A 14,239-nucleotide genomic window follows, 5' to 3' on the forward strand; every position below is an offset into this window, starting at 1 on the left:
CGGCGAAGAAATGGTGGGCTCATCGTAAAATCCGGAAAGCTGACTCGAAAAAATCCCGCAATTTTTACATACCCCACGGTTTTCCTCATGACAAATCAACCTTCCGCCCCGTTGACCTACCGCGACGCAGGTGTCGATATCGATGCGGGCGACGCCCTGGTCGACCGCATCAAGCCGCTGGCGGCCCGCACCATGCGGCCCGGCGTGCTGGCCGGCATCGGCGGCTTCGGCGCGCTGTTCGAAGTCCCGGGGAAATACCGCGAACCCGTCCTGGTGTCCGGCACGGACGGCGTCGGCACCAAGCTGAAGCTGGCCTTCCAGTGGAACCGGCACGATACCGTGGGCATCGACCTGGTGGCCATGAGCGTCAACGATATCCTGGTCCAGGGCGCCGAACCCCTCTTTTTCCTCGATTACTTCGCCTGCGGCAAGTTGTCGGTGGATACGGCCGCGGCCGTGGTCGGCGGCGTCGCCCGCGGCTGCGAACTGGCCGGCTGCGCGCTGATCGGCGGCGAAACCGCCGAGATGCCGGGAATGTACCCCGATGGCGAATATGACCTGGCCGGCTTCGCGGTCGGCGCGGTCGAAAAATCGGCCATCATCGACGGCAAATCGATCCGTCCGGGCGACGCCATCCTGGGCCTGGCATCCAGCGGCGCGCATTCCAACGGCTATTCCCTGGTCCGCAAGATCCTGGATCGCGCCGGCGCGCGGCCTGACCAGGACTTCCATGGCCAGCCGCTGGTCGACGCGGTGATGGCGCCTACCCGCATCTACGTCAAGCCGGTGCTGGCCGCCATGGCGCGCCACGGCACGGCCATCAAGGGCCTGGCCCACATTACCGGCGGCGGCCTGGTGGAAAACGTCCCCCGCATCCTGCAGGACGACGTCGCCGCGACGCTGCATCGCGACGCCTGGCAGATGCCGGCATTGTTCAGCTGGCTGCAGCAGCAAGGCGGCGTGGCAGACGCGGAAATGCACCGCGTGTTCAATTGCGGTATCGGGATGGTCATCGTCGTGGATGCCAGCCAGGCGGATGCCGTCGTGGCAACCCTGCGCGAACACGGCGAAACCGCGACGCGCATCGGCGAGATCGTCGCCCGGCAGGGCGACGCCCCGCAGACCGTGGTGCGATAAGCGGGCGGTACGGCGCGCAATCGGGGCAGGTGGAAGCGACGGCCGGGCGGATGTCTTTTCAGTCCGGACGGTCGATGCGGCCTTCCATTACATCCGCACAGGCGGCCTCGACACGTTCGGGGGCATCCCCGGCCAGGCAATCGACGATGATGCGTCCCGGCTGCGCGCGCAGCCAGGTCAACTGCCGTTTGGCCAATTGGCGCGTCGCCGCGATGCCGTTGGCGCGCGCCGCGTCCAGGTCGACCTCGCCATCCAGGTATGACCATATCTGCCGATAGCCGACGCAGCGCACCGAGGGCAGGCCGCTGTGCAGATCGCCGCGCGCGCGCAGGGCCCGTACTTCGTCCACCAGGCCCCGGTCCAGCATTTGGTCGAAGCGCGCCGCGATGCGCGCGTGCAGGGCCGCACGGTCCGAGGGCTCCAGGCTGATGGTGATGTAGCGGTACGTGTCCGCTTCGCCGCCGCTGCCGCCCACCGGCGCATTCGCGCGCGAGTCGGACGCGCGCTTCAGCAGTTCGGACATGGGGCGGCCGCTGACGATGCAGACTTCCAGGGCCCGCTGGATGCGTTGGCTGTCGTTGGGCGTCAGCCGTGCCGCGGTCGCGGGATCCAGGCGTGCCAGCTCCTCGCGCATGGCCGGCCAGCCGATCTCCCTGGCGCGGGCATCCAGCGAGGCCCGCAGGGCCGGATCCGCGGAAGGCAGATCGTCCAATCCCTCGCGCAAGGCCTTGAAGTAGAGCATGGTGCCGCCGGCCAGCAGGGGTATGCGGCCGCGCGCATGGATGTCGCCGATCAATCGCAGCGCGTCGGCGCGGAACTCCGCGGCCGAATAGGATTGCGCCGGGTCGCGGATATCCAGCAGGTGCTGCGGGACCCGCGCGCGTTCGTGCTCGTCCGGTTTCGCGGTGCCGATATCCATGCCGCGATAGATCGTCGCGGAGTCGACATTGACGATCTCCAGCGGCCAGCGTCGGGCCACCGCCAGCGAGGCGGCGCTTTTGCCGGCGGCGGTCGGTCCGGTCAGGCAAAGAATGGGGCGGGGCGTCATGTCGTGATGCGAAGGGCCGCGGTGCGCGCGGTGTCGCCGCGCGGGCGGTCGATATTCATGAGCGCGGCTCGGCTACTGGCCACGCAGGAACAGCCGGTCCAGGTCGGACAGGGACCATTGCACCCACGTCGGACGGCCGTGATTGCATTGGTCGGCACGTTCGGTGGCTTCCATGTGGCGCAGCAGGGCGTTCATTTCCTCGATGGTCAGGCGCCGGTTGGCGCGCACGGAGCCGTGGCAGGCCATGGTCGCCAGCAGTTCGTTGCGCTGTTCGGTCAGCAGGCGCGATACGCCGACGGTCGCCAGGTCTCGCAACATCGCGCGTGCCAAGGATTCGACATCGCCCCGCGCCAGCAGCGCGGGCACGGAACGCACCGCGATGGATGCCGGCCCCGCGGGCCGCATGCGGAATCCCAGTTCTTCCAGTTGGTCCTCGCACTCCTCGACCAGGGCCACGTCCTTTTCCTGCGCATTGAATACTACCGGCACAAGCAGGTCCTGGCGCGGCATGGTACGCGCGTCGAGGGCGGTCTTCAGCTGCTCATAGACGACGCGTTCATGGGCGGCGTGCATATCGACCAGCACCAGCCCGCGCTTGTTCTGCGCCAGGATGTAGATGCCGTGCAGCTGGGCCAGCGCCATGCCCAGCGGGTGTTCCTCGTCGGCGGGGAGCGCGGCATTGCCGGGACCCGGTTCGCGCAAGGGCAGGGCAGACGGCACGGCCGCGCCGTCCGTCATGGCCGAGGCATAGTCCACGACAGCCGTGGACGCCGTGTCTGCCGCGCCTGCCCGCGCGCCATCGCCGGTACTGTCTTCCAGCGGACGATAGAGGCTTTGCCAGTCGGCCGTCCCGGCCGCCGGCGCGCCATGCAGCCGGAAAGGCACCTGGGTATGGGGCCTGGCGGCCGGGAATGCGGGATTGGGGGCGCGATACGCCGCGGACGGCGCGCCGCCGGCTCCCCCGGTGTATGGCCGGTACGGCGCCGCGGCGCCGGAGGGCAGCGCGGTATCCCGCTGCATGGCCGTATCCGCGCCTGCCGCCATGGTGTCCCGCCCTTCGGCCACACTGCTGCCGCCGGTCTGCGCCAGGGCATCCGAGACTGCCTGGGACACGAAGCGATGCACCGCGCCGCTATCGCGGAAACGTACCTCGTGCTTGGCCGGATGCACGTTCACATCCACCGCCGCGGGGTCGATATCCAGGAACAGCACATAGGCCGGCTGGCGATCGCCGTGCAGGACGTCCGCATATGCGCTGCGCAATGCGTGGCTGACCGTACGATCGCGCACGAAACGTCCGTTCACGTACAGGTACTGGCGATCGGCGCGCGCCCGCGCGGCCGTGGGCCGCGTGACCATGCCGGTAAGCACGACGGGCCCGACCGCCCGATCGATCAGGACCCCCTGGTCGGCGAACTCCGCGCCCAAAACGTCGCGGATGCGTTGCGGCGCGTCCGCGGGCAGCCATTGCCGATGCGCGCGGTCGTGATGAAAAAGGCGGAAGGCGACGCCCGGGTTCGCCAGGGCGATGCGTTCCATGGCATCCAGGCAATGGCCGAACTCCGTTGCCTCGGCCCGCAGGAACTTGCGGCGCGCCGGCACGGCGTCGAACAGCTGCCGCACGTCGACGGTGGTGCCGGGTGGCCCGGAGGCCGGCGCGATTTCCCCGCTGTTGGCGTCGATCTGCGACGCATGCGCATCTTCGCGCGTGCGCGAAATCAGCGTTACCTGCGCCACCGATGCAATGGATGCCAGCGCTTCGCCGCGAAACCCCATGGACGCCACCGCTTCCAGTTCATCGAGCGTGGCGATCTTGCTGGTCGCATGACGGCGCAGCGCCAGTGGCAGCTCCGCCGGGGGGATGCCGCCGCCGTCATCCGTGACGGCGATGCGGCGGATGCCCCCGCCTTCCAACCTGACTTCGATGGCCCTGGCGCCGGCGTCGATCGCGTTCTCCAGCAGCTCCTTCAGGACGGACGCGGGGCGTTCGATGACCTCGCCAGCGGCGATCTGGCTGATCAAAAGGTCGGGTAGGGCGGCGATGGGGCGGCGATCGGGCATGGGCGGGTATGACTAGGGTTTGCGATTGATTTTAGCCCCGGTCCCGGGTCGGCTATAGTCGCGGGCTACGCCCCCGTCTCCTAACCTGATTCCGCCCGCATGCTCGATTTACTGAATATGGTGTTGCACATCGACCAGACTCTTGGAGTCTGGGTCGCCCAGTACGGCTCCTGGGTCTATCTGGTGCTGTTCCTGATCGTTTTCGGAGAAACGGGCTTCGTAGTCCTTCCCTTCCTGCCAGGCGATTCCCTGCTGTTCATCGCCGGCGCGTTCGGGGCCTCCGGCCATATCGATCCCATGCTGCTGGGCGTACTGCTGATCGTGGCGGCGATTACCGGCAACACGCTGAACTATGCCGTCGGGCGCTACATCGGGCCGCGGGTGTTCTCCATGAACGTGCGCTTCCTGGATCGCACGGCCCTGATGCGCACGCACGCCTTCTACGAGAAACATGGCGGCAAGACCATCATCCTGTCGCGCTTCATCCCGCTGGTGCGCACCTTCGCGCCCTTCGTGGCCGGCGTGGCGGAAATGAGCGTGGCACGCTTCCAGCTGTTCAATATCACCGGCGCGATCCTGTGGGTGGGCAGCCTGGTGACGGCCGGCTATTTCTTCGGCAACATCCCGATGGTCAAGGAACGCCTGAACCTGATCGTGCTGATCGGCCTGGGGGCGGCCATCCTGCCGCTGGTGCTGGCCGGGCTATGGAAGGTCTTCCGGCGCCGCCATGGCGGGACAACGCATGGTTGATACCGCGCCGGCGGCGCGGTATCGCTTCAGGTGACGTCACCCACGCGCGCCAGCGGCGGGTTCGAGGTCAGGTAGCGCTGGATGCCGGTAAACATCGCCATCGCCAGCTTGTCCTGATGCGACGACGACTTCAGCAGCGCTTCCTCGTTGGGATTGCTGATGAAAGCCGTCTCGACCAGGATGGACGGGATGTCGGGCGCCTTCAGCACCGCGAATCCGGCTTGTTCCACATCGTCCTTGTGCAGGCGGTTGATCTTCTTGATCTCTTCCAGCAGCACGCTGCCCAGTTTCAGGGAATCGTGGATTTGCGCTGACGTGGACAGGTCCAGCAACACCTTCGCGACCTGCTCGTCGTGCGAACCCAGGTTGACGCCGCCGATCAGGTCGGCGGCGTTTTCCTTGTTCGCCATCCATCGCGCGGCGGCACTGGACGCGCCGCGCTGCGACAGCGCGAATACCGAAGACCCGCTCGCGCTCGGCTTGATCCAGGCGTCGGCGTGGATGGACACGAACAGGTCGGCGCGCACGCGACGCGCCTTCTGCACGCGCACGTGCAGCGGCACGAAGTAATCGTCGTCGCGCGTCAGATAGGCACGCATATTGGGCTGGGCGTCGATCAATGCCTTCAGCCGGTGCGCGATACGCAGGACCACGTCTTTTTCACGCAGGCCGGTCCGCCCGCTGGCGCCGGGATCCTCGCCGCCATGGCCGGGATCCAGCGCGATGGTCAGCATGCGCTTGCGCCCGCTGAGCTTGGGCGAAGGATCGGACGGGCGCGGCAGCGCCACGGCCGGCGGCGTATTGGGCAGCGGCGCGGGCGGCGGAATGGTGGCCGTGGCCGGCCCGGGCGGGTTGCGCGAGATGTCTTCCAGGATGCGCGCCAACGGGTCGTCGACATCCGGCCCGGCGGGTTTTTTCAGGATGGCCATCAGCGGGTCCTGGGCCACCTTCGGGTACAGGTCCAGCACCAGGCGGAACTGGTAGTCGGCCACCGGCTTCAGCGTGAAGATCTGCGGCGCCACCGCCTGCTTCAGGTCGAAGACCAGGCGCACGACGTTGGGACGGTTCTGCGCGATGCGCAGCGAACGGATGTATGGATCGTCCTTGCGGATCTTGGCCGCCAGCTCGTTCAGCGACGGGCTCATGGACAGCCCCTGGATATCCACGACCAGGCGGTCGGGATTTTCGAGCGTGAATTGTTCCGCCTTCAGTTCGCTGTCCAGTTCCAGCGTTACGCGGGTGTATTCGTCCGCCGGCCACGTGCGTACCGCCAGGATGGTGGCAGCCTGCGCCAGGCGTGGAATGACGGGAAGGACGAGCAGCGTGGCGGCGGCGCCGATCAGGCGTCGCCGGGAGACGGCGCGCCGGTGGGCCGGGGCGCCTGAAGGGGGACAATCGCGTTCAGCCATAGTTGTCCTCGAGCGGTATGCGCGGTCAATGTGGCATCCCGTCCCTGCCCGGCATAAGCCAGGTCGATGTGCAGATCGGGAGGGGGTAAAAGCCCCGCTGCCCGCTCCGGCCATTCGATCAGGACGACCACATCATCCCGCAGTAAATCGCGGAATCCTGCGTCCAGCCACTCGCGCGGATCGCTAAATCTATAAAAATCAAAGTGATAGAAGTATAAGTTAGAAACTTTATAGGTTTCAAGCAGGGCGTAGCTGGGGCTTTTGATCCGGCCCTTAATGCCGCTTTCGCGCAACAGGGCCCGGACGAAGGCGGTTTTTCCCGCTCCCAGGTCGCCCGAAAGGTGAATGCGGCCCCCGGGTGCCGAGGGGCCGGCACCGCTAAGCAGCGGGGCGAAGCGCCGCGCCAGCTCGTCGGTGGCGCGGTCGTCGGGCAAATGCAGAGTGATGCTGCGGGCAGCGGACATGGCGCGGGTCGAGTGGTAAAAACAGGGGATTATAGGAACCGCCTGCGCGCGAGGCGCGGGCGAACAACGGAGCTGCATCCTCATGAAGACCCGCACCGAGAAAGATACCTTCGGCCCCATCGACGTTCCCGCCGACCACCTCTGGGGCGCGCAGACGCAGCGGTCGCTGCAGTTCTTCGCGATCTCCACCGAGAAGATGCCGGTCCCCCTGGTCGATGCGATGGCGCGGCTGAAGAAGGCGGCGGCGCAGGTCAATGCCCAGTTGGGCGAGCTGGACCGCGGCATCGCGGATGCCATCGCAAAGGCCGCGGACGAAGTCATCGCCGGCAAGTGGCCGGACGAATTCCCGCTATCGGTCTGGCAGACGGGTTCGGGCACGCAAAGCAATATGAACATGAACGAGGTGCTGGCCAACCGCGCTTCGGAAATCCTCGGCGGTGAGCGAGGCGAGGGCCGCAAGGTACATCCGAACGACCACGTCAACCGAGGGCAGTCGTCCAACGACACTTTCCCCACCGCCATGCACGTCGCGGCCGCCGTGCAGGTCGAACAGCACCTGCTGCCGGCGCTGAAGGCGCTGCGCGCCACGATGGCGGAAAAAAGCGCGGCGTTCTACGACATCGTCAAGATCGGCCGCACCCATTTGCAGGATGCGACGCCGTTGACGCTGGGCCAGGAGCTGTCCGGCCACGTCGCGCAGCTGGATTTGTCCGAACAGCAAATAAGGGCGGCGTTGCCGGGCCTGCACCAATTGGCCATCGGCGGCACGGCCGTGGGCACCGGCCTGAACGCGCACCCGGAATTCAGCGCGCGTGTCTCGGCGCAACTGGCGCACGACACCGGCGCCGCCTTCGTATCGGCACCCAACAAATTCCAGGCATTGGCCTCGCACGAGGCCTTGCTGTTCATGCATGGCGCGCTCAAGACGCTGGCGGCCGGACTGATCAAGCTAGCCAACGATGTGCGCTGGCTGGCCAGCGGCCCGCGCTCCGGGCTGGGCGAAATCAGCATTCCGGAGAACGAGCCGGGCAGCTCCATCATGCCGGGCAAGGTCAATCCCACGCAGTGCGAGGCCATCACCATGCTGGGCGCGCAGGTGCTGGGCAATGACGTCGCGATCAACATCGGTGGCGCCAGCGGGAACTTCGAGCTGAACGTGTTCAAGCCGATGTTGATCCACAACTTCCTGCAATCGGTGCGCCTGCTGACCGACGGCATGCACAGCTTCAACGAACACTGCGCCAAGGGCATAGAACCGAATCGGGAGCGCATCGCCGAGCTGGTCGATCGCTCGCTGATGCTGGTAACGGCATTGAATCCGCACATCGGCTATGACAAGGCCGCCCAGATCGCCAAGAAGGCGCACAAGGAAAACCTGTCGTTGAAAGAAGCCGCGCTGCAGCTTGGCCATGTCACCGACGAGCAGTTCCGGCAGTGGGTCGTGCCCGCGGACATGACCAACGCCAGGCGCAAGCCGTAAGCCGTAAAGCGGGCGAGCAACCGCCCGCTATCCCGCCATCGCCAGCCACATCGGGATGCTGGCGGCCGAGGCCAGCGTGCCCAGCGAAATCACCACGGCGACCAGGCGGCCATCGCCGCCCATGCGCATGGCCAGCACGTAGCTGGCCGATGCCGTGGGCAGGGCGGCGAATACCAGCAGCATGCGGGCGTCCAGCGGCGGCAGCGCCAGCGCGCGTGCCACCGCGATGGCCGTCAACGGCAGCACCAGCAGCTTCACCACCAGCATCCAGGCGATGAGCTTGCCGTGGCGGCGTCCGCCTTCCCAGGACAGGTTGGCGCCCACGCACAGAATACCCACGGCGATTGCCGCGGCGCCCAGCCGCGCCAGGAAAATATCGACGGGCCCGGGCAGTTGCAGGCCGGCGAAATTGCAGGCCAGGCCCGCCAGCGTGGAAACCACGAGCGGGTTGCGCATCAGCTCGCGACCCAGGTTGCCGCCGTTGTGGCGCGCCAGCGCATGCACGGCCATGACATTCGCGATGGGCACGGCCAGCCCCACCAGTACCGCCATGATGGTCTGGCCTCGCGTGCCGCCCAGGTTGGCGGCCAGCGCCAGGCCGATATAAGTGTTGAAGCGGTAGGCGCACTGCGCGACGGACGCATAGGCCATGCGCTCCGGCTTCAGGACCGGCAGCGCCAGCCATGCCGCGATATAGCCCACCACGAGCACCAGTGCCACCGCCTGCAGCAGCATCAGCGCGCTGGCCGCCGTCAATGGCGTGCGCACGATGGCCTGGAAGAGCAAAGCGGGGAACAGGACGAAGTACACCAGCCGTTCCAGGCCCGTGAAGAAATCGCGTTCGAAGCGAAGTTTGTGATGAAGCGCCCAGCCCAGGGCGACAAGCAGAAAATCGGGCAGAACCAGCAGTGCGACGGACATGGGGGTGTGGGCGATAGAACGGGTACCTCGGGGTTGCCCCGGTACCTCATGTAAACATTTGCTGCTATTCTGCGCGATTGTGCAGGAGTGTGCACGTCGCCCATGAGGCGAAAGAAATGCACGGCCGCTACCAAATCAGCCCGCAAAGGGCGGGTTGAAGAACACACAGGAGATCGATCGATGATGAAAATCCGCACGCTGGCGTGGGCCATTGCGCTGGGCGCGGGCAGCCTGGCCACGTCCGCGCAGGCCGCCGACAACTATCCCAGCCACGCCATACGCGTAATCGTGCCTTTCGCCCCGGGCGGTTCCACCGACATCATTGCGCGCCTGGTCACCCAGCGCATGAGTCAGGAACTGGGCCAGCCCATGGTCATCGAGAACAAGGGCGGTGCCGGTGGCGCGATCGGCGCGGCCGAAGGCGCCAAGGCCGCGCCCGATGGCTACACGCTATCCATCGCCACGGTGTCGACGATGGCGGTCAATCCCGCCTGCCGGCCCAACGATCTTCCCTACGATCCGATCAAGGATTTCCAGCCGGTCACCAACTTCGCCAATACCGCGAACGTGGTCTCGGTGAATCCCAAGAAGATGCCGGTCAAGGACTTCAAGGAATTCCTGGATGTCCTGAAGAAGAACCCGGGCAAGTATTCCTACGGCAGCTCGGGCACCTGCGGCGTGCTGCACCTGATGGGCGAATCGTTCAAGCTGGCCACGGGCACGGACATCGTGCACGTTCCCTACAAGGGATCCGGACCGGCGCTGGCCGACGCGGTGGGTGGGCAGATCGAAATCCTGTTCGATAACCTGCCGTCTTCCATGCCGCAGATCCAGGCCAAGGCAATCCATGCGATGGCGGTGGCGTGGCCCAAGCGCATCAAGTCCCTGCCGGATGTGCCGACCTTCGCCGAAGTGGGATATCCCGCGGTGAACCAGCCGGTGTGGTATGGCCTGCTGGCGCCCGCCAACACCCCGATGGCCATCGTGAACAAGCTGCGCGATGCCGCCGTGGTGGCCCTGAAGGATCCCAAGGTGATCAAGGCGCTGGACGAGCAAGGTTCCGAACCGTCCGGCAATACGCCCGAGGAATTCGCCAAAGAGATCAAGGCGCAATACGACTGGGCCAAGGAAATCGTGAAGAAGCAGAACATCAAGCTCGAATAATCGATACGAGCGCGATGGCAAAAAGCCAGGCGCGAGCCTGGCTTTTTCCATTTGCAGCCGGCCGTCCGTCGTGCCGCCACATCCCTACAATGACGCCATGAGCAAGACCCGACACGTATCCGAAACTCCGGCGACGCAGTTCCTGAAGCAGCACAAGGTCGCCTACAGCGAGCACACCTACGACTACGTCGACCACGGCGGCGCGGGAGAGGCCGCGCGGCAGCTGGGCCTGGACCCGCATGCGGTCGTGAAAACACTGGTCATGGAGGACGAATCCGCCCGGCCCCTGATCGTGCTGATGCATGGGGACCGCGAGGTCTCCACCAAGAACCTGGCGCGGCAGGCCGGCCTGAAAAAAGTCGCGCCCTGCCAACCGGAAGCGGCGCAGCGCCATTCCGGCTACCAGGTAGGGGGCACCTCGCCTTTCGGGACGCGCAAGCGCATGCCCGTCTGGGTAGAGGCCAGCGTGCTGGACTATCCCACGATCTATATCAACGGCGGCCGGCGCGGCTACCTTATCGGTATCGCGCCCGCGATACTGGTCGACCTGCTGGGCGCGCATCCCGTTTCCGTCGGGCTCGAGTAGGCGAAATAGTCGAACGGGAGTTACGCCGGCTCGGTACGGGCGCGCGACGGCTCGATAAGGCTGCCACGGCGCCGCCGGGACTTCGCCACCGCCACGCGGTCGGGTTCATGCGTCCTGCGGGTGCGCGTGGCGGCGGCGGTATTCCGCCGGGGTCACGCCGACATGCTTGTAGAAGGTGCGCCGCAGCGTATCCGCATTGGCAAAGCCGCATTCCGCCGCGACCTGCTTGGGGCTGCGGGCGCCGCTTTCCAGCATGGAGCGGGCGGCCGATACGCGCGCCGCTTCCACCCATGCGGCTGGGGTGATGCCGGTTTCCGTGCGGAACAGGCGCGCGAAGTGGCGCGGACTGAGTCCGGCGTGCTGCGCGAGGCTGGGCACATCATGCCGCAGGCCCGGGTTGGCGACGACCCAGCGCTGCACCTCTTGCAGGACGGAGCGGCCAGCGGGATGGGTTTCGCCCTTGCGGCTGAACTGCAATTGCCCACCGGGGCGCTTGAAGAACATGACCAACTGGCTGGCCACGCGGCGGGCGATCTCGCGGCCCAGGTCTTCCTCGACCAGCGCCAGGGCGAGGTCCAGCCCGGCCGTTACGCCGGCGGCGGTGCGCAGCTTGCCGTCGCGCACGTATAGCGCATCTTCGTCCACCGTGATCGACGGGTAGGCCTGCGTCAGGGTTTGCACGGCGGCCCAGTGGGTGGTGATACGGCGGCCGTCCAGCAGGCCCGCGGCGGCAAGCACGAACGCTCCCGTGCAGACCGAACCGTAGCGCCGCGATCGCGGCGCGCATTCGCGCAGCCACTGGGCCAACTGCGCGGGCAAGCGCACTTCATGCGCGTGCGGCGCGCCGGCGACCAGCAGGGTATCGAAGCGGACGTCCGCCTGGCCGGCCACCAGGTCCGGCAATATCCGCGTACCGGATGAACTGCGTATCGGCCCGGGTTCGCAGCCGACGACCTGCAGCGTGTAGTACTGCCGGCCGGCCTCCTGGTTGGCCTGGGCGAATACATCCAAGGGCCCCGAGACATCCAGCAGTTGGACGCCGGGCAGGGCCAGGACAGCAATGGATTTCGGCATTTTTCGAGAGCCGCGGGCGCCATGTCCCGATGCGACGGAAAATGGCAGTATACGGCGTGTTACGCCAATTGATGCCATGGGCGGGCAATCCCACAATGGCTGTACCCACTTTTCCTGGAGCAGCGATCATGACCCCGACCATAGGCGGCATCACCGTCCCCGATAGCCAACTCGCCCGCGAGATCACCGAGCTGGTCCGCGATACCGAGTCCCCCCTGCTTTTCCACCATTCCAGCCGCGTGTATTACTTTGCCTCGCTGGCCGGCAAGCGGCGCGGCCTGAAGTTCGATCCGGAGCTGCTCTACGCAGGTGCGATGTTCCATGACATGGGGTTGACGCACCGGCATGCCAGCGATCATCTGCGGTTCGAAGTCGACGGCGCCAATGTGGCGCGCGATTTCCTGAAGGCACGGGGCATCCCGCCGCAGGACGTCGATCTGGTGTGGACGGCTATCGCGCTGCACACGACGCCCGGCATTCCGGAACATATGCACCCCGTCGTCGCGCTGGTAACCGCGGGGGTGGAGATGGATGTGCTGGGGATCGATTATTCCGCGTTCAGCGATGCCGACCGCGAGGCCGTCGTGCATGCGCATCCGCGCGGCGACCGCTTCAAGGAAAACATCATCCAGACCTTCTACGACGGCATCAAGCACAAGCCGGATACCACCTTCGGCAACGTCAAGGCCGATGTCATCGCGGACAAGGAACCGCATTTCCATCGCGGCAACTTCTGCAGCGTGATCCGCGGATCGGCCTGGCGTTCCTGATGCGATGCACCGCGGCGCGGGGTCGCCATACGCGATGTGCCGCCGCGCCGCCATCCGGGCGCGCCGCCAGGGCCGTGTCCGTCCACCCCGGGTGGCGTCCCGTGGGACGCATCACATCATCGCGACTTCGTTCTGTACGAACTTGCGGATGCGCACCGCGTCGGCGATGCGCGAGTATTTGCCTTGGGAGTCTAGCAGCACGATAGCCAGATCGCGACCGCCGATGTGGGCCAGCATGACCAGGCATTCGCCGGCTTCGTTGATGAAGCCCGTCTTCGATACTTTGATGTCCCAGTCGGCGTTGCGTACCAGCGCGTTGGTGTTGCGGAAGGTGCGCACGTGCCCCTTGCCCATGTCGACGTCGTATTCCGTGTCGGTGGTGTAGCGGTGGATCAGCGGGCGCTGCGATGCCGCGCGTAGCAGGCGCACCAGATCGCGCGGCGAGGAAACGTTCTCGCTGGACAAGCCGGTGGGCTCGACGAAGTGCGTGTCCATCATGCCCAGTTCGCGTGCCTTGGCGTTCATCGCTTTGACGAAGGCGGGCATACCGCCGGGGTAATAGCGGCCCAGCGCATGCGCGGCGCGGTTCTCCGACGACATCAGCGCAACGTGCAGCATGTCCGCGCGGCTCAGGCGCGAACCCACGGGCAGGCGCGACGCGGCATGCCGCAGGCGGTCGATGTCGTCATCGCTGACTTCCAGCACCTCGTCCATGGGCTGGTTGGCATCGACCACCACCAGCGCCGTCATCAGCTTGGAGATCGACGCGATGGGGCGGATGGTGTCTTCGTTCTTCGAAAACAGCACCGTGGAGGTCGCCAGATCCTGCACGTAGGCCACGCTGGAGCGCAGGGCCGCGGCCTGCGCCGACGTCGATGCGGGCGCGGCGGCCGCGGATACCTTGCTGTGCGTGGCGGCGGTGGTGTGGCGGACGACCGTCTTGCCGGATTTGGTGGTCGTGTCGGCGACCACGTCCTTGCGCATCGTGGTGTTCGTCTTGCCGCCGGCGGTCTTCTTCGCCACCGTGGTGGTCTTGCTCTGCGTTTTCGCCACCGTGGTCTTGTTGCCGGACTTCGCGGTGGTCGTCGACTTGGTTACCGTGGTCGTGGTGGTTTTCTTCGGCGCGGTCTTGGCCTGGGCGGCTTTGCAAGCGGCCGACTTCGCATTGACCTTGCAGGGGTCGGAGGCGGCATGCGCGCCGGGCGAGACCAGAAGCGATGCCGCAACCAGCAACGGGGCGGCCACTGTCAGGACCAAACGTGTCGGAAATTGCGCCATAGGTAGGACGGATCCGGAAAGCAAAACGGCGCGCCAGCGGGCAGCGCGTCAGAAAATTGAATCGAATTATAGGGTTAGCCTGACAATTTAAACAATC

The 14,239-nt window shown here is 66.2% G+C and carries 13 protein-coding genes; 6 read left to right on the plus strand and 7 right to left on the minus strand.

Annotation, left to right across the window (positions count from 1 at the left end; all coding sequences use genetic code 11):
* Positions 1 to 87 precede the first annotated feature (87 nt).
* The gene (gene purM, locus CAL28_RS06960) at positions 88 to 1,137 is read left to right on the plus strand and encodes a phosphoribosylformylglycinamidine cyclo-ligase (protein WP_094840720.1); all 1,050 of its coding nucleotides are present in this window, start codon (positions 88 to 90) and stop codon (positions 1,135 to 1,137) included.
* Positions 1,138 to 1,195: 58 nt separating this feature from the next.
* Here the strand turns inward: purM and miaA are convergent, their stop codons facing one another.
* Positions 1,196 to 2,185 carry a tRNA (adenosine(37)-N6)-dimethylallyltransferase MiaA gene (gene miaA, locus CAL28_RS06965; protein ID WP_094840721.1) on the minus strand — a complete coding sequence of 330 codons (990 nt, stop codon included), beginning with the start codon at positions 2,183 to 2,185 and terminating at the stop codon, positions 1,196 to 1,198.
* A 72-nt stretch (positions 2,186 to 2,257) separates the two neighbouring features.
* Positions 2,258 to 4,246 (minus strand): DNA mismatch repair endonuclease MutL, encoded by a 1,989-nt coding sequence (mutL, locus tag CAL28_RS06970; protein ID WP_094840722.1) that lies wholly within the window; start codon positions 4,244 to 4,246, stop codon positions 2,258 to 2,260.
* Positions 4,247 to 4,345: 99 nt separating this feature from the next.
* Between mutL and CAL28_RS06975 the strand changes: the two genes are divergently transcribed.
* On the plus strand, positions 4,346 to 4,996 hold the full coding sequence (locus tag CAL28_RS06975) for a VTT domain-containing protein (RefSeq protein ID WP_094840723.1): 651 nt from the start codon (positions 4,346 to 4,348) through the stop codon (positions 4,994 to 4,996).
* Between the two features lie 26 nt (positions 4,997 to 5,022).
* On the opposite strand, the gene CAL28_RS06980 is transcribed toward CAL28_RS06975, so the two are convergent.
* Together CAL28_RS06980 and tsaE are read right to left on the minus strand one after the other, a co-directional pair.
* Complete coding sequence (locus CAL28_RS06980) at positions 5,023 to 6,405, minus strand: N-acetylmuramoyl-L-alanine amidase (protein WP_094840724.1); 1,383 nt, start codon at positions 6,403 to 6,405, stop codon at positions 5,023 to 5,025.
* Entirely contained in the window at positions 6,336 to 6,869 is a 534-nt protein-coding gene (gene tsaE, locus CAL28_RS06985) for a tRNA (adenosine(37)-N6)-threonylcarbamoyltransferase complex ATPase subunit type 1 TsaE (protein WP_094840825.1), read from the minus strand. Before tsaE ends, CAL28_RS06980 begins: the two co-directional genes overlap by 70 nt.
* Positions 6,870 to 6,951: 82 nt before the next feature.
* Here tsaE and fumC point away from each other — a divergent pair, with 82 nt between their 5' ends.
* Entirely contained in the window at positions 6,952 to 8,349 is a 1,398-nt protein-coding gene (gene fumC / locus CAL28_RS06990) for a class II fumarate hydratase (RefSeq protein WP_094840725.1), read from the plus strand.
* Between the two features lie 27 nt (positions 8,350 to 8,376).
* Here the strand turns inward: fumC and CAL28_RS06995 are convergent, their stop codons facing one another.
* Complete coding sequence (locus CAL28_RS06995; RefSeq protein WP_094840726.1) at positions 8,377 to 9,270, minus strand: AEC family transporter; 894 nt, start codon at positions 9,268 to 9,270, stop codon at positions 8,377 to 8,379.
* 180 nt (positions 9,271 to 9,450) lie between these two features.
* Between CAL28_RS06995 and CAL28_RS07000 the strand changes: the two genes are divergently transcribed.
* Positions 9,451 to 10,434, plus strand: a complete 984-nt coding sequence (locus CAL28_RS07000; protein WP_094840727.1) for a tripartite tricarboxylate transporter substrate binding protein BugE — start codon at positions 9,451 to 9,453, stop codon at positions 10,432 to 10,434.
* A gap of 97 nt (positions 10,435 to 10,531) precedes the next feature.
* Positions 10,532 to 11,020 carry a Cys-tRNA(Pro) deacylase gene (gene ybaK, locus CAL28_RS07005; RefSeq protein WP_094840826.1) on the plus strand — a complete coding sequence of 163 codons (489 nt, stop codon included), beginning with the start codon at positions 10,532 to 10,534 and terminating at the stop codon, positions 11,018 to 11,020.
* 105 nt (positions 11,021 to 11,125) lie between these two features.
* Here ybaK and CAL28_RS07010 read toward each other — a convergent pair whose 3' ends face one another.
* The gene (locus CAL28_RS07010) at positions 11,126 to 12,094 is read right to left on the minus strand and encodes a GlxA family transcriptional regulator (RefSeq protein WP_094840728.1); all 969 of its coding nucleotides are present in this window, start codon (positions 12,092 to 12,094) and stop codon (positions 11,126 to 11,128) included.
* Between the two features lie 128 nt (positions 12,095 to 12,222).
* Here CAL28_RS07010 and CAL28_RS07015 point away from each other — a divergent pair, with 128 nt between their 5' ends.
* On the plus strand, positions 12,223 to 12,864 hold the full coding sequence (locus CAL28_RS07015; protein WP_094840729.1) for an HD domain-containing protein: 642 nt from the start codon (positions 12,223 to 12,225) through the stop codon (positions 12,862 to 12,864).
* Positions 12,865 to 12,975: 111 nt separating this feature from the next.
* Here the strand turns inward: CAL28_RS07015 and pbpG are convergent, their stop codons facing one another.
* Positions 12,976 to 14,142 carry a D-alanyl-D-alanine endopeptidase gene (gene pbpG / locus CAL28_RS07020; protein WP_094840730.1) on the minus strand — a complete coding sequence of 389 codons (1,167 nt, stop codon included), beginning with the start codon at positions 14,140 to 14,142 and terminating at the stop codon, positions 12,976 to 12,978.
* Between the last annotated feature and the right edge of the window lie 97 nt (positions 14,143 to 14,239).

The organism is Bordetella genomosp. 11, assembly GCF_002261215.1.
Taxonomy (GTDB): domain Bacteria; phylum Pseudomonadota; class Gammaproteobacteria; order Burkholderiales; family Burkholderiaceae_B; genus Bordetella_C.